The organism is Kitasatospora sp. NPDC041988 (assembly GCF_055588525.1).
Map to the genome: position 1 here is coordinate 13,696 of NZ_JBVJCO010000022.1, position 24,243 is coordinate 37,938.

Consider the following 24,243-nt stretch of genomic DNA (forward strand, 5'->3'; position numbering starts at 1 on the left):
GGGACCTGGTTCGGGCGGGTGTGCGCATTCGGGCCTGTTCCGCTTGAGAAACGATCCGCTCCCGCCCCTAGACTGTTCCCCAGCAGGTGGCCATCCGCTCGAAAGGCGTGCCCCGTGACCATCGGCAAGTCCCGCGAGAACGCCCCGTCGTCCGCCCAGTCCTCCGACGGCGCGGAGCAGGCGGCCGATGCCGTGAGCATCGGCCGGGTGCTGTCCGCTGCCCGGATCGACGCCGGACTCACGGTGGACCAGGTGAGTACCGCCACCCGCGTGCGGGTGCCGATCGTGCATGCCATCGAGGAGGATGACTTCGCCCGCTGCGGCGGCGACTTCTACGCCCGTGGCCATATCCGCTCGATCGCCCGGGCGGTCGGTGTGGACGGCGAGGCGCTGGTGGCGCAGTACGACGCCGCGCACGGCGGCGCCCCCGCCACCAAGCGCCCGACCCAGCTGATCGACAGCGGGCCGATCAAGGTCCCCGGCCGCGGCCGGCCGAACTGGACGGCCGCGATGGTCGCCGCGATCTTCGCGGTGGTCGTCCTGATCGGCTTCAACCTGGTCAGCGGCAAGACCGGTGGCTCGACCACCGGCTCGGCCAGCGCGCCGCTGCCCAGCGGCTCCGGCACCGGCTCGGTCGCCCCGGCGCCCTCGCCGAGCGTGCAGCCGCCCGCCCCGGCGCCCAGCGTCGCGGCGATCGCGGCCGCCCCGGCCGACAAGGTGACCGTGAAGCTGGTCGCCGAGAAGGACACCAGCTGGGTCTCGGCACTGGACGGCACCGGCAAGTCGCTGTTCCAGAACAACATCGAGGAGGGTCAGGACCAGACCTTCACCGACCCCAAGCAGATCAAGTTGGTGATCGGCAACGCCGGTGCCGTGCACGTGTACGTCAACGGCAAGGACCTCGGCCCGGCGGGCAAGAACGGCCAGGTGGTGCACGTCACGTACACCCCCGGAGACCCGCAGGCGGGCTGACCACGAGCGGGCTCCGGCCCGGCGAAGGTCCGGTGAAGATCCGGTAATCCGAGGCGCGCGGCCTCCGGGGCGAACGGCCCCGGCGGCCGCGCGTTAATCTTGGCCCTATGCCTGAACGCCGTACTGTCGCCCTTGTCACGCTCGGATGCGCCCGCAACGAGGTGGACTCCGAGGAACTCGCCGGGCGACTGGAGGCCGACGGCTGGTTGCTGGTCGACGACGCCGCCGACGCCGACGTCGCCGTCGTCAACACCTGCGGCTTCGTCGAGGCCGCCAAGAAGGACTCCGTCGACGCCCTGCTGGAGGCCAACGACCTCAAGGGACACGGCCGCACCCAGGCCGTCGTCGCGGTCGGCTGCATGGCCGAGCGGTACGGCAAGGAGCTCGCGGACGCGCTGCCCGAGGCGGACGGCGTGCTCGGCTTCGACGACTACTCGGACATCTCCGACCGCCTCCAGACCATCCTCTCCGGCGGCCACCACGCCCCGCACATCCCGCGAGACCGCCGCAAGCTGCTGCCGCTGAGCCCGGTCGAGCGCCAGGCCGCCGCCGCCGAGGTCGCCCTGCCGGGCCACGGCGCCGCCGAGACCGCGCCGGAGGACCTCCCCGAGGGCCTCGCGCCCGCCTCCGGGCCGCGCACCCTGCGCAAGCGGCTGGACGACAGCCCGGTGGCCTCGGTGAAGCTCGCCTCCGGCTGCGACCGGCGATGTTCCTTCTGCGCCATTCCGGCCTTCCGCGGCTCGTTCATCTCGCGCCGCCCCTCCGACGTGCTCCAGGAGGCCCAGTGGCTGGCCTCGCAGGGCGTCCGCGAGGTGGTGCTGGTCAGCGAGAACAACACCTCGTACGGCAAGGACCTCGGCGACATCCGCCTGCTGGAGACGCTGCTCGGCGAGATCTCCGCGATCGAGGGCGTCGAGCGGGTCCGGGTCTCCTACCTCCAGCCGGCCGAGATGCGGCCCGGGCTGATCGACGCGATGACCGGCACCACCGACGTGGTGCCCTACTTCGACCTCTCGTTCCAGCACTCGGCGCCCGCGGTGCTGCGCCGGATGCGCCGCTTCGGCTCCACCGACCAGTTCCTGGAGCTGCTCGGGACCATCCGCGGCAAGGCTCCGCAGGCCGGCGCCCGCTCCAACTTCATCGTCGGCTTCCCCGGTGAGACCGAGCAGGACTTCGCCGAGCTGGAACGCTTCATCACCCACGCCGGCCTGGACGCGATCGGCGTCTTCGGCTACTCCGACGAGGACGGCACCGAGGCCGCGACCTACGAGGGCAAGCTGCCCGAGGACGTGGTGGCGGACCGGCTCAGCCGGCTCAGCCGGCTCGCCGAGGAGATGACCGCCCAGCGGGCCGAGCAGCGGATCGGCACCGAGGTCGAGGTGCTGATCGAGTCGGTGGAGGGCGACCTCGTCGAGGGCCGCGCCGCCCACCAGGCTCCCGAGACGGACGGCCTCACCACGCTCACGGGCGTGGAGAACCCCGAGATCGGCCAGTTCCACCGGGCCCGGGTGGTCGCCAGCGAGGGCGTCGACCTGGTCGCCGAGGCGCTGGAGCAGGTGCGGGTCGGCCAGGCCCCGGGAGCCGGGGAATGACCAAGGGGCCCGGCGCCCCGGCCGCGGCCCACCCGGGGAGACCGGCGGCCGCGGTGCCGCCGGCGCCGGGGATCTGGAACATCGCCAACATGCTCACGATGCTCCGGCTGCTGCTGGTGCCGGTCTTCGTGGCGCTGCTCTTCGCCGACGGCGGGCACGACCCCAAGTGGCGGGCGGTGGCCTGGGCCACGTTCGCGGTCGCGATGATCACCGACCTGTTCGACGGCGAGCTGGCCCGGCGCAAGGGCCTGGTCACCGACTTCGGCAAGATCGCCGACCCGATCGCCGACAAGGCGATCATGGGCTCGGCGCTGATCGGGCTCTCCGTGCTGGGCGACCTGCCCTGGTGGGTCACGGCGGTCATCCTGGCCCGCGAGCTCGGCATCACCCTGATGCGGTTCTGGGTGATCCGGTACGGGGTCATCCCGGCCAGCCGGGGCGGCAAGCTCAAGACGCTCACCCAGGGCATCGCGGTCGGCATGTACGTCCTGGAGCTGACCGGCTGGCTCGCCACCGCGCGGGCCGTGCTGATGGGGCTGGCGGTGCTGCTGACCGTCGGCACCGCGCTGGACTACATCGGACAGGCGCTGCGTCTGCGCCGCGAGGGGCTGGCGGCGGAGCGCGCGAGCCGGTGACGGGGGAGTACGGGGTGGACGGCCGGGTGGAGTGCGAGGAACCGGGCGCGGTGGACGGCGGGGCGGGCGCCCCGGCGGACTACGCGTTGGCGGTGAAGGCGCACGCCGCGCTGCGCGCGGAGGGCAGCACGGTGGCGGTGGCGGAGTCGCTCACCGGCGGGCTGCTGGCGGCGGCGCTGGTGGACGTCCCCGGGGCGTCCGCGACCTTCCGCGGGTCGGTCACCGCGTACGCGACCGAGCTGAAGGCGTCGGTGCTCGGCGTCGACGAGGGCCTGCTGGCCGTGCACGGGCCGGTCCACCCGGTGGTGGCGCGGCAGATGGCCGAGGGCGTGCGCTTGCTGCTGGGTGCCACCTACGGGGTGGCGACGACCGGGGTGGCCGGGCCGGACCCGCAGGACGGGCAGCCGGTGGGCACCGTACACCTCGCGGTCGCCGGTCCGGGGGGAAGTCTGGTCAGTTCGCCCCGGTTGTCGGGGGAGCGTGCCACAATCCGTCACGGGGCGGTGACCGCCGCTCTGGAGCTGCTCGTCGGGCGGCTTCCGTCCGGTGCGCCCACGCACTGACCCGTCGCTCACCCATCGTGGAGGCGTCACAGAGGCTTCGCCCGACAAGATCTCCATCGAACCGAGATCTCCCGAACTGGCGTACGGGTATGGCGTAGCTGGAGGATCGTGTTACATCCAAGGGCCTGGTTGGGCAGAAACCAGGTGGCGAACGAGTGGCTTGGCGGTGCCCGGGCGCCGCACGGAGGGTACGACGAGGTGCCCGCCGACCCGGGTGCGACACCGAAACAGGGGAGGGGACAGCCTTGCAGCCCAGAGTGAACACGACCATGGTCCCCGCACGCGAAGCGGGCAAGGCGGTACGGTGGGGGCGTGACATCTCGATCCGCAGTCCGAGGAGGGAGGCACCGATGATCCTGCTCCGTCGCCTACTGGGCGATGTACTGCGTCGGCAGCGCCAGCGCCAGGGCCGCACACTCCGCGAGGTGTCGGCGGCCGCCAGGGTTTCGCTCGGTTACCTCTCCGAGGTCGAGCGGGGACAGAAGGAGGCCTCTTCGGAGCTGCTCTCCGCGATCTGCGACGCACTCGACGTCCGTATGTCCGAGGTCATGCGCGAGGTCAGTGACGAACTCTCGCTCGCCGAACTTGCGGCGATGGCCACCCTCTCCGAAGGTGAACTGCTGAGGCCGGTGCTCGAACCGGTACCGCTGCCCGCCCCCGGCACCGACCGGGCGAACCTCTCGCCCAAGGCTGCCGCGATGGACGTGGTCGCCGCCTGACCTGGCCTCGGTGCCCGGGCGCCTGGTGCCCGGGGCGAGCGAAGGAGGGCGGTCGTGCAAAGACCTGTGACGGCGTACGCCGAAGCCCGAATACGGCTGGGGCGGTTGATGCCCCGGCCTTTGCGTGCAGGCCTGGTGGTGGTCGCGGGCGGGCTCGGCTGGTGGGTCCTGGTGGTCCAGGGACAGTTGGCCGACGGGGCCGCGCTGGGGTTGCTCGCAGCCGGCGGCTGGGGGCTCGGGCTGATCCCGGTCCATGCCGACCGGTGGTCCACCGGGCCGCTGCCAGGCCGTACGGGTGAGCGGGCGGTCCGGGTGGAGGCGGAGCCTCCGATCGGGTGACGTGCCCGGACGACGTCCGGGGCGAGCTCTTCCGCGATCTCCCGGGTGACAGGAGTGCCGCGGTGCGAAGGCCGCGAGGTGGGTTCCCGCCTCGCGGCCTTCGTCGTGCCCGGCTGTCGCTTGCGGCCGTTGGTTGAGGCCGTCGCCGGGGGCAGTCGGTCAGGGCTGGCGGTGGGGGCCGGCGGTCAGGGACGCAGCCGCAGGCCGCGCGGGGTGGCGTGGAAGCCGGCCTCCTCCAGGGCGGCGCCGAGCGCCGAACCGAGGGCGGGCTCACCGTTGGCCCGTTCGACGGTGACGCTGCCGAGCGCGCCCCCGCGGACGGCCGAGGCGAGGGCCGAGGCGGCCAGCGCGCGGGTGGCCTCGTCCTCCGGCCAGGCCAGCAGGGACTTGCCGCCCCGCTCGATGTAGAGCGCCAGCTCGCCGTCGACCAGGACCACCAAGGCGCCCGCCTTGCGGCCGGGCCGGTGTGCCTTGGCGGCCCGGCTCTCCTTGGCCCCCTCCGGCCCCGCTGCCCCCTCCGCCCCGCTCGTGTCACCGTCCGGGGTGCCGGGCGGCTCGGGCCACGGCAGTGCGGCGCCGTAGGCGTTGGCCGGGTCGGCGGCGGCCAGCACCAGCACCTGCGGCGGCTCGGCCGCCGGGCCCGCCCCCCATTCGGTGGCCCGGGCCCGCTCCAGCCGGCCGCTGACCGACCGCAGCCGGTCCGCGGCGCCCTCCATGGCGAACTGGGCGCCGCCCAGCCCCTCCACGAAGTACCCGCGGCGGGCCCGGCCGCGCTCCTCCATCGCGGCCAGCACCCGGTACACCCCGGCGAAGCCGCCCGGGACGCGCTCGGCGGCCACCGTGCCCCGGGTGAGCAGGCCGTGCCGGTCCAGCAGGCTCTGTGCCCGCGCGGTGGCGCGGACCGTCGGGTCGGCGTCGAAGGCGGGCAGCAGCGACCAGCGCCCGGCCACCGTCGGCGGTCCGCTGCGCAGGGCGCCGCCGATCCGGCCGAACGGGCGGCCGGCGCCGCCGTAGCGGCCGCGCGGGGTGGCCCGGGGCGCCCGGTGGGCGGTCGCTCCGGCCGTCCGGCCCGAGCCGAGCAGGGCCCGTAGCGGGGCCAGGGTGTCGTTGCTGACGTACCCGGCCCAGACCAAGTCCCAGAGGGCTTCGACGAGCTCGGGCTCGGGGGTGTCCGGGAGATGCGCGACGAGCTGGCGGAAGAAGAGCCCGTAGCCGCCCGCCAGCGCCTCCATCAGGGCGGTGTGCACGGGGGTGACGGCCGGCGGGACGGGCTCGGGGCGCAGCAGATGGGCCGTCTCGGCGAGATGCAGGCTGATCCAGCCGTCCTTGCCGGGCAGGGCACCGGCGCCGGACCAGCCGATCTCGCCGGCCGCCATCAGCTCGTCCAGCAGGTTGGGGGAGTAGTCCGAGAGCCGGGCCGGGAGGATCAGCTTCTCCAGCGCCGAGGCGGGCAGGGCGGTGCCCTGGAGCTGCTCGACCACCCGGAGCAGGCCGTCGGGGCCGCGCAGCCGGTGGCCGGCCAGGTGCTGCCACTGCGGGAGGAAGGCGGCCAGGGCGCGCGGCGGGACGGCCTCGACCTCCTGGCGCAGCGCGGCGAGGGAGCGGCGGCGCAGCCGGCGGAGCACCTCGGCGTCGCACCACTCGACGGTGGCGGTGTGGCCCTCGACCGGCCGGAACTCGCCCTGGACGAGCCGGCCCGCGGCGGTGAGCCGGGCCAGGGTGCCGACGACCACGGCGGTGCCGAGGCCGAAGCGGGAGGCGGCCTCGGCGGCGGTGAACGGGCCGTGGGTGCGGGCGTGCCGGGCGAGGAGGTCCCCCAGTGGGTCCTTGACCGGTTCGGTGAAGGCCTCGGGGACGCCGACCGGCAGTGGGGTGCCGAGGGCGTCGCGCAGGCGCCCGGCGTCCTCGATGGCGGCCCAGCGCTGCTCGCCGGCGATCCGCACCGCGATCACCCGGCGGGCGGCCTCCAGCTCCAGGGCCCAGAGCGGCTCGGCGCCGCGGGCGGTGAGCTCGGCCTCGGTGAGCGGGCCGAGCAGTCGCAGCGCGTCGGCGACGCCCTCGGCGTCCCTGATCCGGCGCTCGGGGGCGAGGCGCTGGAGCTCGGCCTCCAGCTCGGCGAGGACCTGCGGGTCGAGCAGCTCGCGCAGTTCGGCCTGGCCGAGGAGTTCGGAGAGCAGCCGGGAGTCGAGGGAGAGGGCGGCGGCGCGGCGCTCGGCGAGCGGGGAGTCGCCCTCGTAGAGGAACTGGGCGACGTAGCCGAAGAGCAGCGAGCGGGCGAACGGGGACGGCTCGGTGGTGGTGACCTCGACCAGGCGGACGGCGCGGGATTCGAGATCCCCCATCAGCTCGACCAGGCCGGGCACGTCGAAGACGTCCTGCAGGCACTCCCGGACGGCCTCCAGCACGATCGGGAAGGAGCCGTACTCGGAGGCGACTTCGAGGAGCTGGGCGGCGCGCTGGCGCTGCTGCCAGAGCGGGGTGCGCCGGCCGGGGCTGCGGCGGGGGAGCAGCAGGGCGCGGCCGGCGCACTCGCGGAAGCGGGAGGCGAACAGGGCGGAGCCGCCGACCTGGTCGGTGACGAGCTGTTCGATCTCGCCCGGGTCGAACAGGGCGGCGTCGGCGCCGACCGGGGCGTCGTCGGTGACGGGCTTCGCGGAAGGGCTGCCGAAGTCGAAGTCGGTGGCCAGCAGGTCGGCGTCGGGCAGGCGGAGGACGATGCCGTCGTCGGCGTGCATGACCTGCGGGTCCAGGCCGTGTTTCTCGCGCAGCCGGGCGGCGAGCGCGAGTGCCCAGGGGGCGTGCACCTGGGCGCCGAACGGAGAGTGGATGACGATCCGCCAGTCGCCCAGCTCGTCCCGGAAGCGCTCGACCACGATGGTGCGGTCGTCCGGGAGGTGGCCGCAGGCGGCGCGCTGCTCGGCGAGGTAGTCGAGCAGGTTGCCGGCCGCCCAGTCGTCCAGGCCGGCCAGTTTGAGCCGGGCGGTGGCGGCTGCGGGCTCCAGGGCGCCCAGCTCGCGGGTGAACGCGCCGAGGGCGCGGCCGAGTTCGAGCGGGCGGCCGAGGGTGTCGCCCTTCCAGAACGGGAGCCGGCCGGGGATGCCGGGGGCGGGGGTGACCAGCACCTGGTCGTGGGTGATCTCCTCGATCCGCCAGGAGGTGGTGCCGAGGGTGAAGACGTCGCCGACCCGGGACTCGTAGACCATCTCCTCGTCCAGCTCGCCCACCCGTCGCCCACCACCGCCCTTCTTGCCGCTCTTCGAATCGGACGGGGTGCTGCCCGCGATGAAGACGCCGAACAGGCCGCGGTCGGGGATGGTGCCGCCGGAGGTCACGGCGAGCCGCTGGGCGCCGGGGCGGCCGGTGACGGTGCCGGCCACCCGGTCCCAGACCAGGCGGGGGCGCAGCTCGGCGAAGGCGTCCGAGGGGTAGCGGCCGGCCAGCATGTCGAGCACGGCGTCGAAGGCGGACTGCGGCAGGGTGGCGAACGGCGCGGCCCGGCGGACCAGGGCGAGCAGGTCGTCCACCGGCCAGGTGTCCAGCGCCGTCATCGCGACCAGCTGCTGGGCCAGCACGTCCAGCGGGTTGCGCGGGATGCGCAGCGCCTCGATCCGGCCGGCCCGCATCCGCTCGGTGACCACGGCGGACTGGACGAGGTCACCCCGGTACTTGGGGAAGAAGACGCCGGTGGAGACGGCACCGACCTGGTGGCCGGCCCGGCCGACCCGCTGGAGGCCGGAGGCGACCGAGGGCGGGGACTCGACCTGGACGACCAGCTCGACGGCGCCCATGTCGATGCCCAGCTCCAGGCTGGAGGTGGCGACCACGGCGGGCAGCCGGCCGGCCTTCAGCTCCTCCTCGACCAGGGCGCGCTGCTCCTTGGAGACGGAGCCGTGGTGGGCACGGGCGATGACCGGCGGGGCGCCCTTGGCGACGCCGGACTCGGCCATCAGCTGGGCCGGGGAGTGCGCCTCGGGCAGCCGCTCGCCGGTGGCGCGTTCGACGGCGATCTCGTTGAGCCGGTTGCAGAGCCGCTCGGCGAGGCGGCGGGAGTTGGCGAAGACGATGGTCGAGCGGTGGGCCTGGACCAGGTCGACGATCCGCTCCTCGACGTGCGGCCAGATCGAGGCGCCCCCGGGAGATGCCCCCGGTCGCTGAGGGTCGCCGTCGGCGGCGGGGGCGGCCGGCAGGTCGTCCAGGTCGGGGACGGGGACGACCACCGAGAGGTCGAACTCCTTGGCGGCGGCGGGCTGGACGATGGTGGCGCCGCGCTGCGGGCTGAGGAAGCGGGCCACCTCCTCGACCGGGCGGACGGTGGCGGAGAGGCCGATCCGGCGGGCCGGGCGCTCCAGCAGCTCGTCCAGCCGCTCCAGCGAGAGCGCGAGGTGGGCGCCGCGCTTGGTGCCGGCGACGGCGTGCACCTCGTCCAGGATCACCGTGTCGATGCCGCGCAGCGCCTCGCGGGAGGCGGAGGTGAGCAGCAGGAAGAGCGACTCGGGGGTGGTGATCAGGATGTCCGGCGAGTGGGTGGCGAAGCGACGGCGGTCGGCGGCCGGGGTGTCGCCGGAGCGGATGCCGACCTGGACGTCGGGCTCGGGCAGGCCGAGGCGGACGGAGGCCTGGCGGAGGCCGGCCAGCGGGGCGCGGAGGTTGCGTTCGACGTCGACGGCGAGGGCCTTGAGCGGCGAGATGTAGAGGACGCGGCAGCGGCGCTTCGGCTCGGCGGGCACCGGGGTGCTGCTGAGGGTGTCCAGGGCGGAGAGGAAGGCGGCGAGCGTCTTGCCGGAGCCGGTGGGGGCGACCACCAGGACGTCCGTCTGCTGCCCGATGGCGCGCCAGGCCTCGGCCTGGGCGGTGGTGGGCGCGTGGAAGGCGCCCGTGAACCAGGCCCGGGTGGCCGGGGCGAATCCGGCCAGCGGGTCGGTGGGCGGCTGGGGGTCGGTCTGTGGCGCCATGCCCCCATGGTGCCGGGTGGCACCGACAACGGGCGGGCCGGCGGGCGGTGGGCGGGCGGTGGGCGGTCGGGACGTTGCCCGGGTGCCGCCCGGTGCAGTTAAAAAAGGCAAAGAGGACAATCCACTCATATGGTGATGATTCAGACCCAGGGCTCTTCCATGACAACCAGCCCCCCGTGATCACCGGAGCTCCCGCGACCGACCGGGACCGACGAGCGGAGACCGTGCCATGGCGCAGGCGCACCCGTCCGGCAGCGGTCCCGCCCAGGCCGGACCGCACCGGGCCCGCGGCCCCCTCCGGGCACTGCTCGCCATGCTGCTCACCGCGCTGGTGGTCGGCGGCGCCGTCCCGTACGTGGCCGGGCCCGGCCGCTCCTACCTCAGCTACCTGGTGCTGGCCGAGCAGGAGGACGCCGCCGGCGCCGCCAAGGCAGGCACCGAGGCGCGCGCCGCCGGCGGGCAGGTCGTCCAGGAGTACCCACAGATCGGCGCCGTGCTCGCGTACGCCCCCGGCGGCTTCGCCGACAAGGTCCGCGCCCGGCCCGGCGTGGCCGCGGTCGGCGCCACCCGGACCGCGCCGGTGCCCAGCCCGCCCCGGCCGCTGGACGGCGCCGGGGACTTCGGCGCGGGGGCCGACGCCGACCGGACCGACGGCGGCCGCAGCACCGACGGCGGCCTCGGCGCGGGCGCTCGCCGCAGCGCCGACGGAGCCGACGGAGCCGACGACGAGACCGCCACCGTGGCCGACCCGGGCGAGCGCGACGCCTGGAACCTCGCCATGCTCGGCGCCTCCGGTGCCCCGGCCGGCGACGCTTCACCCACCCTGCTGCGCAGCCCCGCCGCAGGCCCCGGCGCTCCCTCCGCCGACGCGCTGCGCAAGGTGCTGGTCGCGGTGCTCGACTCCGGCGTCGACGACAGCCACCCGGACCTGCGCGCCGCCGTCGACCCGAAGAGCTCCGCCTCCTGCGCCGACGGCCGCCCCGACGCCCGGACCGGCGCCTGGCGGCCCGACCTCGGCGTCGGCGAGAGCGGCCACGGCACCCACGTCGCCGGGATCGTCGGCGCCGCCCGGGACGGCCACGGCGTCAGCGGCGTGGCGCCGGGCGTCCGGATCGCCGCCGTCCGGCTGCTAGGCCCGCTCGGCCAGTACTACGCGGAGAACATCGTCTGCGGCATGCTCTGGGCCGCCGACCACGGCGCCAAGGCGATCAACAACAGCTACTTCGCCGACCCGTGGAAGTACAACTGTCCGCAGGACCCCGACCAGGCCGCGCTGACCGAGGCCGTCGACCGCGCGGTCGGCTACGCCCGGCGGCAGGGCGCGGTGGTGGTGGCCTCGGCCGGCAACGACGGGCAGGACCTCGGCGCCTCCCGCACCGACGAGCGCAGCCCCAACGACCGCACCTCCGGCCCGGCGCAGTCCCGCTACCTCGGCACCGAGTGCATCCGGCTGCCCGGCGAGCTGCCCGGGGTGGTCACGGTGACCGCCGTCAACCGGGACGGCGGCCCGTCGGCGTACTCCAACTACGGGCGCGGCAAGGTCTCGCTGGCCGCCCCCGGCGGGGACCCGGACGCCGGCGCGCACGGCGCGATCGTCTCCGACTGGCCCGGCGGGCAGTACGCCGCGCTGGCCGGCACCTCGATGGCCGCGGCGCACGTCACCGGCGCGGTCGCGGTGGCCGCCGCGCTCCACCCGGACTGGGGCTCGGACCGGCTCGCCGCCCTGCTGGCCGCCACCGCGGCGGCCGCCTGCCCGCCCGGGCCGCTCGGCTGCGGCGACCGCCAGTACTACGGCGCGGGGGCGCTCGCGCTGCCGCACTGAAAACCCGGTGACGGGCGCGGCCGGGGCGGGGCAGGATCGGACCATGACCGTCCACCTCACCACCGAGCGGCTGGTACTGCGCCGCTTCACCGCCGCCGACGCCGACCGCCTGGTGGAGCTCGACGGCGACCCCGAGGTGATGCGCTACCTCACCGGCGGCCGCCCCACCCCGCGCGACGTGGTCGAGGGCACCCTGCTGCCGCTCTACCACTCGCACTACGAGCGGTACGGCGACCTCGGCTGGTGGGCGGCCGAGGAGCGGGACGGCGGGGCCTTCCTGGGGTGGTTCGAGTTCCGCCCGACGGATCCGGCGGACCGGGGCGAGGTCGAGCTCGGGTACCGGCTGCGCCGGGCAGCCTGGGGGCACGGCTACGCCACCGAGGGCGCGCGGGCGCTGGTCCGCCACGGCTTCACCGGGCTCGGCGTGCGCCGGGTGGTGGCGTACACGATGGCGGTCAACGGCGGCTCGCGGCGGGTGATGGAGAAGACCGGCCTCCGCTACGTCCGCACCTTCCACGAGGACTACCCGGAGCCCGTCCCCGGGACCGAACTGGGCGAGGTCGAGTACGCGCTGGAGGCGGCCGACTGGCGGCCTTAGAGCTTGGCGGCGGTCCGGGATACTGGTGGGCATGAGGCTGACGGAGTTCTGGCGGCGGATGTACGCGCACTTCGGCGAGGTGTACGCGGAGTCCTTCGCCACCGACCACGTGATGACCGAGCTGGGTGGGCGGACGGTGCGTCAGGCACTGGAAGCGGGCTGGGAGGCCAAGGACGTCTGGCGGGTGGTCTGCGACACCCAGGGAGTGTCGGCGCAGCTGCGCTGAGCGGGTGCCCGTGCTCGGACGGGTGTCGGGCATGGGACAGACTGTCCGAGTGACAAGCAGCGCAGAACCGCAGAATTCGGACAGGTCGGCGCGGGCCGTCGACGAGGCCGCGGGGCCGCCGCCCGCATCCGCATCCGTACCCGCGGCGGAGCCGGCCCGGGGGGCGGCCGACGGGCTCTGGGGCACCGGGATGCCGCGCTGGCTGCCCCGGGCGATGGTGCTGGCACTGCTCATGGTCGGGCTGTTCCAGCTCGCCGACTGGGCCTTCCACCAGCTGATCGACCTCTTCGTGATGCTGCTGGTGGCCTTCTTCCTCTCGCTGGCGCTGGAGCCGGCCGTCGACCGGATGGCGGCCCGCGGGGTGCGCCGGGGCGTCGGCACCTTCCTGGTCTTCGTCGCGGTGGCGATCGCGGTGGCGGGCTTCCTGGCCGCGCTCGGCACCCTGCTGGTCGACCAGGTGGCGAAGATCGCGGGTGACCTGCCGCACCTGCTGGACAACCTGATCAACTGGGTCAACCGGACCTTCCACCAGGACCTCTCGCTGGACGAGCTGCAGAAGAAGCTGCTCAAGGACTCGGGCGCCATCGAGACCTACGCCCAGCAGGCCGCCGACAACGTCTGGGGCGTCTCCTCCACCCTGATCGGCGGGCTCTTCCAGGCCTTCACGGTCGGCCTCTTCACCTTCTACTTCACCGCCGACGGCCCCCGGGTGCGCCGGACGGTCTGCTCGCTGCTGCCGCCCGCCAAGCAGGGCGAGGTGCTGCGGGCCTGGGAGATCGCGCTGGCCAAGACCGGCGGCTACCTCTACTCGCGGGCGCTGCTCGCGGTGGCGTCGGCGCTCGCGCACTGGGTGATGTTTGCGCTGCTGGACCTGCCGTACTCGGCGGCGCTGGCGGTCTGGGTGGGCGTCATGTCGCAGTTCGTGCCCACCATCGGGACGTACCTGGCTGGCGCGCTGCCGGTGCTGGTCGCGCTCACGGTGGAGCCGGTGGACGCGCTCTGGGTGCTGGTGTTCGTGGTGGTCTACCAGCAGGTCGAGAACTACCTGCTGCACCCGCGGATCACCGCGAAGACGGTGGACGTGCACCCGGCGGTGGCGTTCGGCGCGGTGATCGCGGGCGCGGCGCTGCTCGGGGCGGTGGGCGCGCTGATCGCCATCCCGGCGGCGGCCACACTGCAGGGGTTCGTCGGGACGTATGTGCGCCGGTACGAGGTGGCCACCGATCCGCGGATCGACCGGGGGGCGCAGCGGCGCGCCCGGCGGGAGCTGCGCCGGGAGGCGGCGCGGCGGCTGCGGCGGATGGTCGGGGCGGGGTCCGGGCCGGGCGGCGATCGGAGCGAAGGCCGGAGTGAAGGCCGGAGTGAAGATTGGGATGCGGGCCGGAGCGCGGGCCGGAGTGTCGATCAGGGGGCTGACCAGCGGTCCGAGGCGGATCGGGGCTCGGAGGGCACGAGCGGGGAGCGGTAGTTCGAACGGGTGAGGCTTGAATCGAACAGATGTTCTTTGTACTCTCCGGCGAGGAGTTTTCCACAGGCCGAGCCCGGTCAGGGCCGTTTGTCAGTGGGACGCGCTAGCGTCGAGGACGATGAAGCGCACAGCACAGAACCCGAGGGTGGAAGCCATGGCAGGTACGGACCGCGAGAAGGCCCTTGAGACCGCGCTCGCTCAGATCGAGCGGCAGTTCGGCAAGGGCTCGGTGATGCGCCTGGGCGAGAAGGCCAACGAGCCGATCGACGTGATCTCCACCGGATCCACCGCACTGGACGTCGCCCTCGGGGTCGGCGGCATCCCGCGTGGCCGGGTGGTCGAGATCTACGGCCCCGAGTCCTCCGGCAAGACCACGCTGACCCTGCACCTGGCGGCCAACGCCCAGCGGGCCGGCGGTACGGTCGCCTTCGTCGACGCGGAGCACGCGCTCGACCCGGAGTACGCCAAGAAGCTCGGCGTGGACACCGACGCCCTGCTGGTTAGCCAGCCGGACACCGGTGAGCAGGCCCTGGAGATCACCGACATGCTGATCCGCTCCGGCGCGATCGACCTGGTGATCATCGACTCCGTCGCGGCGCTGGTCCCGCGCGCGGAGATCGAGGGCGAGATGGGCGACTCGCACGTCGGTCTGCAGGCCCGGCTGATGAGCCAGGCGCTGCGCAAGATCGCCGGTGCGCTGAACCAGTCGAACACCACGGCGGTGTTCATCAACCAGCTCCGCGAGAAGATCGGCGTCATGTTCGGCTCGCCGGAGACCACGACCGGTGGCCGGGCGCTGAAGTTCTACGCCTCCGTCCGGCTGGACATCCGCCGGATCGAGACCCTGAAGGACGGCACCGAGGCGGTCGGCAACCGCACCCGGGTCAAGGTCGTCAAGAACAAGGTCGCGGCGCCGTTCAAGCAGGCCGAGTTCGACATCCTCTACGGCGTGGGCATCAGCCGCGAGGGCGGCCTGATCGACATGGGCGTCGAGCACGGGTTCATCCGCAAGTCGGGCGCCTGGTACACCTACGAGGGCGACCAGCTCGGCCAGGGCAAGGAGAACGCCCGCAACTTCCTGAAGGACAACCCGCAGCTGGCCGACGAGATCGAGAAGAAGATCAAGAGCAAGCTGGGCATCGGCCCGAAGACGGAGGAGCCGGCCGTCGAGGCCGAGGCGCCGGCCGCCGACGGCGCTGCCAAGCCGATCACCGCGACCGCCGCCAAGACGGCCGCGGCGAAGAAGACGGCGGCGGCCACCAAGGCCTGAACCGTTGATGCAGCACGACATGGTGGGCGGCGGCCCGGCGGGCCCGGAGGATGACGACGACTACGGCCCGCCGGACTGGTTCGCCGCAGTGGCGGAGCCGGAGCCTGAGCCGGGTCCGACACCGGAGCCGGGCCCGGTACGGGTCTCGCGGCCGGCATCGGGTCTGAGCCCGGTGTCGGGCCCGGGAGAGCCGGACGGCGGGCTCGGTCTGATGGCCGCGTCCGAGCTGCCCACCGGGCGGCGCCGGCGTCGTTCGGCGCTGGCGCAGGAGGAGCCCCCCGGCCACCGGGCCGGGGGAGGGGCGGCCGGTCACGGGGGTGCGGCCGCCCCTACCTCCCCCGCTGCCGGGGCGCGCGGCCGTCGTGCCCGTGGCCGGGCCCGGGCGGACGATGCGGCGTCGGGGGCGCGGGGCGGCGAGGGCCCGGCCGAGGAGCCGCGTCGGGCGGCGCGGGCGGCCAGGGCGGAGGAGCCGGCCGATCCCGAGGCCCGGGCGCGGGACATCTGCCTGCGGCTGCTCACCGGAGCGGCCAAGAGCCGCAAGCAGCTCGCCGACGCCCTGCGCAAGCGGGAGATTCCGGACGAGGTCGCCGATCAGGTGCTGACCCGGCTGGAGGAGGTCGGGCTGATCGACGACGCGGCCTTCGCGCAGGCCTGGGTGGAGTCCCGGCATGCCGTCCGGGGTCTCTCCCGGCGGGCGCTGGCTCAGGAGTTGCGGACCAAGGGCGTGGCCGGAGAGCTGGTCGAGCAGGCCGTCGCGCAGCTCGACCACGACGACGAGACCGAGGCGGCCCGGGCGCTGGTCGACCGCAAGCTCCGGGCGACCCGTGGGCTGGAGCGGCAGGCCCGGATGCGCCGGCTGGTCGGCGTGCTGGCCCGGCGCGGCTACTCCGAGGGCCTGGCCTTCCGGGTGGTCCGGGAGGCGCTGGACGAGGAGGCTTCGGGGGCGGGCCCGGAGGAAGAGGACGTGGACGGAGCACCCGCTGACGGGTGGGAGTGACGGCGGCGCGGTGCGGGAGTTGGCCAAGTCCCAGGCCAGTCTTGACCGTTTCGTAACCTGCGCTTAGCCTCGCACTCAGTGCGGGAGCGCGTCGATCACGCCTCGGCCGCGCCTCGGGCAGCCGTGCCCGGGCCCGGTCGCGGTTGGTCCCGGACGGCGTGCCGTGCAGGGACGGGGAGTGGCCAGGATGAGGATCGCGCTGAGCACCGGAACGGTCGCCTCCCTGCTCTCGGCGGTGGTGCTGATCGCCGTCGTGGTGTCGGCCTGGCTGATGATCAGACGCCTCCAGAACGCGCAGCGGCGCGCCATGGCCGAGACCGAGCGGGCCCGGCGGTGGGCCGAGGAGCAGGCCGAGCAGTTGCGGGCCGAACTCGACCGGCGCGAGGAGCGGCTGACCGAGGAGCTGCGTCGGCTCCGTGCCCGGGAGGGCGAACTCGCCGAGCGTTCGGCCGCGTTGGAGCAGGCCCGGGGCGAGGCCGCCGAGCTGGTGCGGCGCCGGTCGGCGGAGCTGGAGCGGGTCGCCGGGCTCTCGGCCGGCCAGGCCCGGGCCCAGCTCGTCCGGGAGGCCGAGGCGCAGGCCCGGCGCGAGGCGGCCGTGACCGTCCGGGAGATCGAGCGGGCGGCCAAGGAGGAGGGCGAGGGACGGGCCCGCGGGATCGTCGCCGGGGCCGTCCAGCGGCTGGCGGCCGAGCAGACCGCCGAGACGGCGGTGTCGGTGTTCCGGCTGCCGAACGAGGAGATGAAGGGCCGGATCATCGGCCGTGAGGGCCGCAACATCCGCGCCTTCGAGGCGGTCACCGGCGTCAATCTGATCATCGACGACACCCCGGCCTCGGTGCAGCTCTCCTGCTTCGACCCGGTCCGCCGGGAGACCGCCCGGCTGACCCTGGAGCAGCTGGTCGAGGACGGCCGGATCCACCCGATGCGGATCGAGCACCTCCACGAGCGCAGCCGCGAGGAGGTCGGGCGCCGCTGCGTCCGGGCCGGCGAGGACGCGCTGCTGGCGGTGCGGGTCGGTGCGATGCACCCGGAGCTGGTCCGTACCCTCGGCACGCTGCGCTACCGGGCCTCGTACGGGCAGAACGTGCTCGGGCACCTGGTGGAGTCGGCGCACCTGGCCGGGATGATGGCCGCCGAGCTCGGGGTGGACCCGGAGCCGGTGCGCCGCTCGGCGCTGCTGCACGACATCGGCAAGGCGATGACGCACGAGGCCGAGGGCAGCCATGCCGCGATCGGCGCGGAGTTCGCCCGGCGCCACGGCGAGTCGGCGGACGTGGTGCACGCGATCGCGGCGCACCACGGGGAGGTGGAGCCGCGGACGGTCGAGGCGGTGCTGACCCAGGCCGCCGACGCCTGCTCGGGCGGCCGGCCGGGCGCGCGCAAGGAGTCGCTGGAGGTGTACGTGCGCCGGCTGGAGCGGCTGGAGGAGATCGCCCGGGCACACGACGGGGTGGCCAAGGTGTACGCGATGCAGGCCGGCCGCGAGGTGCGGGTGATGGTGCGGCCGGAGGAGGTGGACGACCTCGGGGCGCAGGTGATCGCCCGTGAGGTCGCCAAGCAGGTGGCGGAGGAGCTGACCTACCCGGGGCAGATCCGGGTCACGGTGGTCCGGGAGAGCCGGGTCACCGAGGTGGCCCGCTAGGCGAGTCCACCGGCGGGGCGGCCGGTTCGGCGGCGGGCTCCGCGGTCTCCGCGGGCTCGGCGGGCTCCGCGCCGCCGGTCAGCGGCTGCGGCCCGCCCCGGGCCCCGTCGGCCAGCGCCTGGAGGTCCTCGGCGGCCGCGCCCTGGGTGATGCCGACCAGGTGGCCGTCGGGCCGGATCAGCAGCACGGTGTGCGGCCCGGCGCCCGGGTACTCCTCGGTGACCAGCACCTCGGCCGGCACCGGCAGCGCCGCGGCGACCTCGGCCAGCCGGGGCATCAGCCCGGCGCCCAGCCAGTGCTCGGCGGACCAGACCGTGGTGCCGGGGGCGACCAGCAGCAGGAGGAACGTCGAGCCGAGCCGGGCGTGCAGCTGGTCCGGCGTGCCGTCGGTGGCGAGCACCGGCAGGTCCGGGACGAGGACGCCGGGGGAGGTGGCGGGCAGCAGTTCGCTGAGCGAGGTGCTGCCGCGCGCGCCGCGCTGGACCGGTACCCGCCCGGGGACGCCGGAGGGGGCGGCCGGGTAGGCGGGGGCGCCGCCGAAGCGTCCGGTGCCGAGCTGGCCGTCGGCGAGCAGCGGGGCGTGCTTGCGGAACGAGCCGCTGATCAGCGAGCGGCGGGTGGCCTGCCAGCCGCGCAGCGGGCGCAGCAGCGGCATGGCCTGGTCGACGGCCCGCAGCCGGGCGCCGACCGCTCCGCGCCGCTCGGACTCGTAGCCGTCGAGCAGCGAGCCGCCGGGCTGGGGGCCGCCGGAGTGGAGGTGCCAGGCGAGGGCGAGCCGCCAGGCGAGGTTGTCGGCGTCGCGGAGCCCGTCGGCGAGGTTCTGCATGCCGAGGGCGCCGTGCAGGTGGGCGGCGTCGCCGGCGAGGAAGCAGCGGCCGCTGCGGAATCGGGCGGCGAGGCGCTGCTGGGCGGTGTGGTCGGCGGCGGCGAGCAGCTCGTACCGGGGGAGTTCGCCGCACCAGCCGGTGAGCGTGGCGGTGACCCGGGTGAGCAGGGTGTCACCGGTGACGATGCCGGGCCAGGTGGCGTGCGGGTCGACCGGTTCGGTGGGTGCCGGTCTGCCCGGGGGCAGCCGCCAGTCGAGGCGCCAGACGCCGTCCGGCAGCGGGCGGGCGGAGGCCTCGCGGTCGCCGCGCCACGGCGGCTCGCGGTGCAGCCGGGCCTCGGTGAAGGGCAGGTCGACCCGGACGGTGGCGATGGCGTTGCGGTCGACGGCCGGCCGCCCGGGGAAGCGGATCTTCAGCAGCTTGCGGACGGTGGAGCGGGCGCCGTCGCAGCCGACCAGGTGGCTGCCGCGCCACCAGGTCTCGGTGCCGTCCTGGGGATTGCGGGTGTGGACGCTGACGCCGTCGCGGTCCTGTTCGAGCCGGGTGACCCGGCTCAGCGGGACCAGCCGGACCAGCGGGGTGCCGGTGAGCGCGTCACGCAGGCCGCGCTGGAGCCGGTGCTGGGGCAGGTGCAGGACGGGGGCGTCGGTGAGGTCGATCCGGAGCACCTCCTGGCGGCGGCGCCAGATGGTGAAGGCGTCCCACTGGGCGGCGTCCGAGACGGCCCGCGGGTAGCCGATCCGGGTCAGGAAGGCGGCGGTGTCGGCCCCGAGGACGACGCTGCGCGGGCCCTCGGGGCAGAGCCCGGAGCCTTCGTCGAGGACTATGGTCGGTACCTCGTGCCGGGCGAGCGCGAGGGCCAGGGCCAGGCCGACCGGCCCGGCCCCGACCACGATCACCGGGTCCATGCCGGGACCTCCGGGCGCGGGCGGGCCGGTGCGCGGTGGCCGCCGGCCGGTGCGGAGCCGTCCGGGACCTCCGGGCATGGGCAGGCCGACGGGGTGGCGTCATATGCCGCGAGGATGGTCCCGGATGGTGTCACGAAGAGCAATGCAACAGTTCACCTGCGTGTCCGTCAAGCAGCAGCCGATGTGCGCCGGTTCGCGCCGCGACGGCCGCGTGCTTCGATCCACCGGGCGAGCGCCGTCAGCAGCAGGCACAGCGCGATGTAGATGGGCCCGATCACCAGCACCACGGGGATGTAGGGGAAGCCCGCCGCGTTGATCGGCTGACTGGCGATCGCCTTGCCGACGAACAGCAGCTCGTTGTAGGTGATGATGAAGCCGAGCGAGGTGTCCTTCAGGGTGACGACCAGCTGGCCGATCATCGTCGGCAGCATCGAGCGGACCGCCTGCGGCACCAGGATGGTGGTCATCACCTGGGTCTTGCGCAGGCCGAGCGCGTACGCCGCCTCGCCCTGGCCGCGCGGGACGGCGTTGACGCCGCTGCGGATGATCTCGGCCTGGACGGACCCGTTGTAGAGGGTGAGGCCGAGCACCAGGGCCCACATCGGCTGCTTGGCGAAGAACGCGTAGTAGAGCGCGACGATCAGGATGAGCAGCGGCATCGCCCGGAAGAACTGGACGAAGGAGACGGCCGCCCAGCGCACCGGCTTGTGGTCGGAGAGCTGGCCGGCGGCGAGCAGCGCGCCCAGGGCGAGGGAGAAGAGTGCCGCCAGCCCGAAGGCTTCCAGGGTGGAGACCAGGCCGTCGACGATGCGCTGCTGGACGGAGTTGTACTGGAACACGTCCCAGAGCTGGGCGTCGAACTGGCCGTTGTCGGCGAGGGCCGTGACGGCGTACCAGAGCAGCCCGGCGATCGCGACCAGCGACAGCACGCCGAAGATCCGGTAGCGCGAGCGCGCCCGCGGGCCGGGGGCGTCGTAGAGGACGCTGGCCGTGGAGGTGCGGGTGAAGAGGGCACTCATCGGGCCACCGCCAGTCGGTCTTCCAGGAAGCGGAACAGCAGGGCGACGCCGGCGCTGATCACCAGATAGGCGCAGGCCACCCAGAAGAAGATCGCGAAGATCGAGTAGCCGCGGTCGACGAACGTCTGCTGCGCGCTGTACAGCTCGGCGACGCTGAACGCGCCGGCGATCGCCGAGTTCCTCGGCAGGGCGATGAAGACGCTGCTCATCGGGGCCAGCACGGTGCGGGCGGCCTGCGGCAGGACGATCTGGGTGAGCGTCTGGCCGAAGGTCATGCCGAGGCTGCGGGCCGCCTCGGCCTGGCCGAGCGGCACGGTGTTGATGCCGGAGCGCAGCACCTCGCAGACGAACGAGGCCGTGTAGGAGCCCAGTGCCAGCACCGCGAAGGTGAGGTGGCTGAAGTGCACGCCCAGCGGCGGGAGCCCGAAGGTCACGGCGAAGAACAGCACGGTCAGCGGGGTGTTGCGGAAGAGCGTCACCCAGCCGGTGCCGAAGGCGCGCAGCACCGGGATGGGAGAGACGCGGAAGGCCGCCAGCAGGGTGCCCAGCAGCAGGGCGAGCAGCGCGCTGAGCGCGCTCAGCTCGATCGTCTGCAGGAAGCCGTCGCGGAACAGCGTGAAGTTGTCGTCCTCGAACAGGAAACCCATCCGGCGGCCCTCCTCTCAGGAGTGGTCAGGAACGTTGGTCAACGGGCGGATCAGTAACGCTCCAGGGCCGGCGGCGTGGGCGCGGCCGAGCCGGAGAGGCCGAGGGTGGCGTCGTACGCCTTCTTCCAGTCGCCGTTGTCCTGGTGGGCCTTGATGGCGTCGCTGATCGCGGCCCGCAGCGTCGCGTCGTCCTTGTTCAGGCCGACGCCGTAGTTCTCGGTGGTGAACGGCTTGCCGACCACCTTGAGCTTGGGGGCGAACTTGGAGGCGTAGCCCTTGAGGATCGCGTCGTCGGTGGTGACGGCGTCGACCTCGCCGGACATCAGCTTCTCGACGCAGGCCGAGTAGGTGTCGAACTGGGTGATCTTCGGCGAGTACTGCTGGATGTTCTTGATCGAGGTGGAGCCGGTGGCGGTGCAGACGTTCTTGCCGTTGACCGACTCCGGGCCGGTGATGGCGGTGTTGTCCGACTTCACCAGCAGGTCCTGGCCGGCGATGTAGTACGGGCCGGCGAAGGAGACCGACTTCTTGCGCTCGTCGTTGATGCTGTAGGTGCCGACGTAGAAGTCGATCTGGCCCTTGGAGATGGCCGGCTCGCGCTGCGAGGAGACCAGGGTCACCCACTTGATCTGCTGCGGGGTGAAGCCGAAGTCGGCGGCGATCATCTTGGCGATCTCGATGTCGAAGCCGCTGCGGTCGCCGCTGGCGACGTCCTCGAAGCCGAGGAAGGGCTGGTCGGCCTTGGCGCCGATGACCAGCTGGCCGCGCTTCTTGGCCTCGGCGAAGACCTGCGAGTCCACCTTCGCGTCGGTCTTGACCGTGTAGGTGGGCAGCTTCGGGGCGTTGCTGCCGCTGGCGGCGGCGGCGTCACCGGGCGTGCCGTCCTTGCCACAGGCGGCGGTGGCGGTCAGCGCGATGGCGCAGAGCGCGACGGCGAAGGTGCGACGGGTCTTCATGAGGGTAGCTCTCCTCGGGCTGGGCCACGGGTCAACCGGGCTCTGGCGACAGAAAGTTGGCCGGGTCGGCGTGGTCGGCGGCGGCGTCCTTGTCACCGCTGACGAACGCCGGCCCGGTAGGTCGGGAAGACCCGGAGGCTCCGGGACGTCCGGGAAGGCCGGGAGGCCGGGGACGGTCAGTGGTGCAGGATCTTGGAGAGGAAGTCCTTCGCGCGGTCGCTGCGCGGCGCGGTGAAGAAGGCCTCGGGGGTGTTCTGCTCGACGATCCGGCCGTCCGCCATGAAGAGCACGCGGTTGGCGGCGGAGCGGGCGAAGCCCATCTCGTGGGTGACGACGACCATCGTCATGCCGTCGGCGGCCAGCTGGCGCATGACCTCCAGCACCTCGTTGATCATCTCCGGGTCGAGCGCCGAGGTGGGCTCGTCGAAGAGCATCACCTTCGGGTTCATCGCCAGCGCCCGGGCGATCGCGACGCGCTGCTGCTGCCCGCCGGAGAGCTGGGCCGGGAACTTCGCGGCCTGCGCGCCGACGCCGACGCGCTCCAGCAGCTCCTTGGCGGTCGCCACGGCCTTGTCGCGGGCGATCCCGCGGACCTTGACCTGGCCGAGCACCACGTTCTCCAGCACCGTCTTGTGCGCGAACAGGTTGAAGCTCTGGAACACCATGCCGACCTCGGCCCGCAGCCGGGCCAGCTCGCGGCCCTCGGCGGGCAGCGGGCGGCCGTCGATGGTGATCGTGCCGGAATCGATGGTCTCCAGCCGGTTGATCGTCCGGCAGAGCGTGGACTTGCCCGAGCCGGAGGGGCCGATCAGGACCACCACCTCGCCCTGCTTGATCTCCAGGTCGATGTCCTGGAGCACGTGCAGGGCGCCGAAGTGCTTGTTCACCCCACGCATCACCACCAGGGGGGTGGCTGCGGCGCTGGAGTCCTTGGTGAGGCTCTCGGTCATCGCGCCTGCTCCCTGGTTCGGCCCGAGAGCTGAACTCCCTTGGGCGGCAATGGTGATAGAAAGCCGGGGGCCGAGGCCGGCGGAGCCGCAGCCCCCGGTGGGGTGACCATAGGAGCGCTGACGATGTCACGTCAGCCGATCTGAGCGGAACTTGAGGATCACGATCCGGCCACACGCCGGGCGCGGGCTGTTCACGAGACCCCACCAAGGGCACGGTGACAGCGGGCACCCGCCCCGCCTCAGGCCGTCCCGCAGGGGTCCGGGACATGGCCGAGCCTGGCGTCCGGCGCTCCGCTGGCCCATACTGCGCAGGACCGGGACCTGCCCGGTGGGGCCCGTGAACATCACGCGACACCCCGGGGACCGTCCGGGAGAGGAGGAACGATGCGACTGCTGCTCGTCGAGGACGACGAACGCGTGGCTGCCGCGCTGGTCGCGGTGCTGGGACGCCACGGCTTCCAGGTCAGGCACGCCCGCAGCGGGCACGAGGCGCTCGACGCGCTGGTACCGGACGGCAACGAGCCGTACCGTGTGGTCCTGCTCGACCTCGGGCTGCCCGACCGGGACGGCTTCGAGGTCTGCAGCCGGATCCGGGCCGGCAGCGGCGTGCCCGTGATCATGGTGACCGCGCGCGCCGACATCCGCTCCCGGATCCACGGCCTCAACCTCGGCGCCGACGACTACGTCACCAAGCCGTACGACATGGGCGAGCTGCTCGCCCGGATACACGCCGTGGCCCGGCGCGGCGCCGCGCCCGCCGCCGTCTCGGCGCCCGCACCCGACACCGTGCCGCAGCAGCGGGGGCCGCTGGAGTCGCGCGGCATCCTGATCGACCGCGAGCGCCGCCGGGTCAGCGTCGACGGCCGGGACGTGCCGCTCACCCGCAAGGAGTTCGACCTGCTGGCGCTGCTCGCCCAGAGCCCCGGCGTGGTCTACCGCCGCGAGCAGATCTTCAGCGAGGTCTGGCGCAGCGGCTGGGAGGGCAACGGCCGCACCCTGGAGGTGCACATCGGCTCGCTGCGCACCAAGCTCGCCCTGCCCGGCCTGGTCGAGGCCGTCCGGGGCGTCGGCTACCGGCTGATCCCCGAGTGCCCGGCCGCCGCCGCGGACGCTCCCCAGGCCCCCGCGGAGCACTGACCGT

At 73.9% G+C, this 24,243-nt stretch carries 20 protein-coding genes; 14 read left to right on the top strand and 6 right to left on the bottom strand.

Annotation, left to right across the window (positions count from 1 at the left end; all coding sequences use genetic code 11):
- Positions 1-114 precede the first annotated feature (114 nt).
- The 6 genes from ACZ6NC_RS22170 (at position 115) to ACZ6NC_RS22195 (ending at position 4,820) form a co-directional block, all read left to right on the top strand.
- Positions 115-972: a helix-turn-helix domain-containing protein gene (locus tag ACZ6NC_RS22170; protein WP_465735300.1), complete on the top strand. Its 858-nt coding sequence runs from the start codon at positions 115-117 to the stop codon at positions 970-972.
- 107 nt (positions 973-1,079) lie between these two features.
- On the top strand, positions 1,080-2,564 hold the full coding sequence (gene rimO, locus ACZ6NC_RS22175) for a 30S ribosomal protein S12 methylthiotransferase RimO (protein ID WP_465735302.1): 1,485 nt from the start codon (positions 1,080-1,082) through the stop codon (positions 2,562-2,564).
- The gene (gene pgsA, locus ACZ6NC_RS22180; RefSeq protein WP_465735304.1) at positions 2,561-3,199 is read left to right on the top strand and encodes a CDP-diacylglycerol--glycerol-3-phosphate 3-phosphatidyltransferase; all 639 of its coding nucleotides are present in this window, start codon (positions 2,561-2,563) and stop codon (positions 3,197-3,199) included. The genes rimO and pgsA overlap by 4 nt, the downstream gene beginning before the upstream one ends.
- Positions 3,200-3,285: 86 nt before the next feature.
- Positions 3,286-3,762, top strand: a complete 477-nt coding sequence (locus tag ACZ6NC_RS22185; RefSeq protein ID WP_465735477.1) for a CinA family protein — start codon at positions 3,286-3,288, stop codon at positions 3,760-3,762.
- 350 nt (positions 3,763-4,112) lie between these two features.
- Entirely contained in the window at positions 4,113-4,481 is a 369-nt protein-coding gene (locus ACZ6NC_RS22190; RefSeq protein ID WP_148642736.1) for a helix-turn-helix domain-containing protein, read from the top strand.
- 54 nt (positions 4,482-4,535) lie between these two features.
- Positions 4,536-4,820 (top strand): hypothetical protein, encoded by a 285-nt coding sequence (locus tag ACZ6NC_RS22195; RefSeq protein WP_465735306.1) that lies wholly within the window; start codon positions 4,536-4,538, stop codon positions 4,818-4,820.
- Positions 4,821-5,005: 185 nt separating this feature from the next.
- Here the strand turns inward: ACZ6NC_RS22195 and ACZ6NC_RS22200 are convergent, their stop codons facing one another.
- Positions 5,006-9,772: an ATP-dependent helicase gene (locus tag ACZ6NC_RS22200; RefSeq protein WP_465735308.1), complete on the bottom strand. Its 4,767-nt coding sequence runs from the start codon at positions 9,770-9,772 to the stop codon at positions 5,006-5,008.
- A gap of 229 nt (positions 9,773-10,001) precedes the next feature.
- Between ACZ6NC_RS22200 and ACZ6NC_RS22205 the strand changes: the two genes are divergently transcribed.
- The 7 genes from ACZ6NC_RS22205 (at position 10,002) to rny (ending at position 17,795) form a co-directional block, all read left to right on the top strand.
- Entirely contained in the window at positions 10,002-11,594 is a 1,593-nt protein-coding gene (locus tag ACZ6NC_RS22205) for a S8 family serine peptidase (RefSeq protein WP_465735310.1), read from the top strand.
- Between the two features lie 43 nt (positions 11,595-11,637).
- Positions 11,638-12,192, top strand: a complete 555-nt coding sequence (locus ACZ6NC_RS22210) for a GNAT family N-acetyltransferase (protein WP_465735312.1) — start codon at positions 11,638-11,640, stop codon at positions 12,190-12,192.
- Positions 12,193-12,223: 31 nt separating this feature from the next.
- A complete protein-coding gene (locus tag ACZ6NC_RS22215) occupies positions 12,224-12,418 on the top strand; it encodes a DUF3046 domain-containing protein (protein WP_396323813.1) in 195 nt (64 codons plus the stop codon).
- A 49-nt stretch (positions 12,419-12,467) separates the two neighbouring features.
- A complete protein-coding gene (locus ACZ6NC_RS22220) occupies positions 12,468-13,886 on the top strand; it encodes an AI-2E family transporter (protein WP_465735314.1) in 1,419 nt (472 codons plus the stop codon).
- Between the two features lie 154 nt (positions 13,887-14,040).
- The gene (gene recA / locus ACZ6NC_RS22225) at positions 14,041-15,156 is read left to right on the top strand and encodes a recombinase RecA (RefSeq protein ID WP_465735316.1); all 1,116 of its coding nucleotides are present in this window, start codon (positions 14,041-14,043) and stop codon (positions 15,154-15,156) included.
- 7 nt (positions 15,157-15,163) lie between these two features.
- Positions 15,164-16,153: a recombination regulator RecX gene (recX, locus tag ACZ6NC_RS22230; protein WP_465735479.1), complete on the top strand. Its 990-nt coding sequence runs from the start codon at positions 15,164-15,166 to the stop codon at positions 16,151-16,153.
- Between the two features lie 187 nt (positions 16,154-16,340).
- Positions 16,341-17,795 (top strand): ribonuclease Y, encoded by a 1,455-nt coding sequence (rny, locus tag ACZ6NC_RS22235; RefSeq protein WP_465735318.1) that lies wholly within the window; start codon positions 16,341-16,343, stop codon positions 17,793-17,795.
- On the opposite strand, the gene ACZ6NC_RS22240 is transcribed toward rny, so the two are convergent.
- The 5 genes from ACZ6NC_RS22240 to ACZ6NC_RS22260 all read right to left on the bottom strand — a co-directional run bounded on the left by ACZ6NC_RS22240 (position 17,776) and on the right by ACZ6NC_RS22260 (position 23,102).
- On the bottom strand, positions 17,776-19,530 hold the full coding sequence (locus tag ACZ6NC_RS22240) for an FAD-dependent monooxygenase (protein WP_465735320.1): 1,755 nt from the start codon (positions 19,528-19,530) through the stop codon (positions 17,776-17,778). The two genes, rny and ACZ6NC_RS22240, sit on opposite strands and share 20 nt — an antisense overlap.
- Positions 19,531-19,697: 167 nt before the next feature.
- Positions 19,698-20,549 (bottom strand): amino acid ABC transporter permease, encoded by an 852-nt coding sequence (locus tag ACZ6NC_RS22245; RefSeq protein ID WP_465735322.1) that lies wholly within the window; start codon positions 20,547-20,549, stop codon positions 19,698-19,700.
- The gene (locus ACZ6NC_RS22250) at positions 20,546-21,196 is read right to left on the bottom strand and encodes an amino acid ABC transporter permease (protein WP_465735324.1); all 651 of its coding nucleotides are present in this window, start codon (positions 21,194-21,196) and stop codon (positions 20,546-20,548) included. The genes ACZ6NC_RS22245 and ACZ6NC_RS22250 overlap by 4 nt, the downstream gene beginning before the upstream one ends.
- A gap of 50 nt (positions 21,197-21,246) precedes the next feature.
- Positions 21,247-22,152 (bottom strand): glutamate ABC transporter substrate-binding protein, encoded by a 906-nt coding sequence (locus tag ACZ6NC_RS22255; protein ID WP_465735326.1) that lies wholly within the window; start codon positions 22,150-22,152, stop codon positions 21,247-21,249.
- A 176-nt stretch (positions 22,153-22,328) separates the two neighbouring features.
- Positions 22,329-23,102, bottom strand: coding sequence for an amino acid ABC transporter ATP-binding protein (locus ACZ6NC_RS22260; RefSeq protein WP_465735328.1), 774 nt, complete (start codon positions 23,100-23,102; stop codon positions 22,329-22,331).
- A 384-nt stretch (positions 23,103-23,486) separates the two neighbouring features.
- Here ACZ6NC_RS22260 and ACZ6NC_RS22265 point away from each other — a divergent pair, with 384 nt between their 5' ends.
- The gene (locus ACZ6NC_RS22265; protein WP_465735330.1) at positions 23,487-24,239 is read left to right on the top strand and encodes a response regulator transcription factor; all 753 of its coding nucleotides are present in this window, start codon (positions 23,487-23,489) and stop codon (positions 24,237-24,239) included.
- The last annotated feature ends 4 nt before the right edge of the window (positions 24,240-24,243 follow it).

What these genes read in the sequence shown, in the direction of transcription:
- rimO (WP_465735302.1), top strand. Translation starts at nt 1,080, where the DNA reads ATGCCTGAACGCCGTACTGTCGCCCTTGTCACGCTCGGATGCGCCCGC.
- pgsA (WP_465735304.1), top strand. Translation starts at nt 2,561, where the DNA reads ATGACCAAGGGGCCCGGCGCCCCGGCCGCGGCCCACCCGGGGAGACCG.
- ACZ6NC_RS22190 (WP_148642736.1), top strand. Translation starts at nt 4,113, where the DNA reads ATGATCCTGCTCCGTCGCCTACTGGGCGATGTACTGCGTCGGCAGCGC.
- ACZ6NC_RS22200 (WP_465735308.1), bottom strand. Translation starts at nt 9,772, where the DNA reads ATGGCGCCACAGACCGACCCCCAGCCGCCCACCGACCCGCTGGCCGGA.
- ACZ6NC_RS22205 (WP_465735310.1), top strand. Translation starts at nt 10,002, where the DNA reads ATGGCGCAGGCGCACCCGTCCGGCAGCGGTCCCGCCCAGGCCGGACCG.
- ACZ6NC_RS22210 (WP_465735312.1), top strand. Translation starts at nt 11,638, where the DNA reads ATGACCGTCCACCTCACCACCGAGCGGCTGGTACTGCGCCGCTTCACC.
- ACZ6NC_RS22215 (WP_396323813.1), top strand. Translation starts at nt 12,224, where the DNA reads ATGAGGCTGACGGAGTTCTGGCGGCGGATGTACGCGCACTTCGGCGAG.
- recA (WP_465735316.1), top strand. Translation starts at nt 14,041, where the DNA reads ATGGCAGGTACGGACCGCGAGAAGGCCCTTGAGACCGCGCTCGCTCAG.
- recX (WP_465735479.1), top strand. Translation starts at nt 15,164, where the DNA reads ATGCAGCACGACATGGTGGGCGGCGGCCCGGCGGGCCCGGAGGATGAC.
- rny (WP_465735318.1), top strand. Translation starts at nt 16,341, where the DNA reads ATGAGGATCGCGCTGAGCACCGGAACGGTCGCCTCCCTGCTCTCGGCG.
- ACZ6NC_RS22240 (WP_465735320.1), bottom strand. Translation starts at nt 19,530, where the DNA reads ATGGACCCGGTGATCGTGGTCGGGGCCGGGCCGGTCGGCCTGGCCCTG.
- ACZ6NC_RS22245 (WP_465735322.1), bottom strand. Translation starts at nt 20,549, where the DNA reads ATGAGTGCCCTCTTCACCCGCACCTCCACGGCCAGCGTCCTCTACGAC.
- ACZ6NC_RS22250 (WP_465735324.1), bottom strand. Translation starts at nt 21,196, where the DNA reads ATGGGTTTCCTGTTCGAGGACGACAACTTCACGCTGTTCCGCGACGGC.
- ACZ6NC_RS22255 (WP_465735326.1), bottom strand. Translation starts at nt 22,152, where the DNA reads ATGAAGACCCGTCGCACCTTCGCCGTCGCGCTCTGCGCCATCGCGCTG.
- ACZ6NC_RS22260 (WP_465735328.1), bottom strand. Translation starts at nt 23,102, where the DNA reads ATGACCGAGAGCCTCACCAAGGACTCCAGCGCCGCAGCCACCCCCCTG.
- ACZ6NC_RS22265 (WP_465735330.1), top strand. Translation starts at nt 23,487, where the DNA reads ATGCGACTGCTGCTCGTCGAGGACGACGAACGCGTGGCTGCCGCGCTG.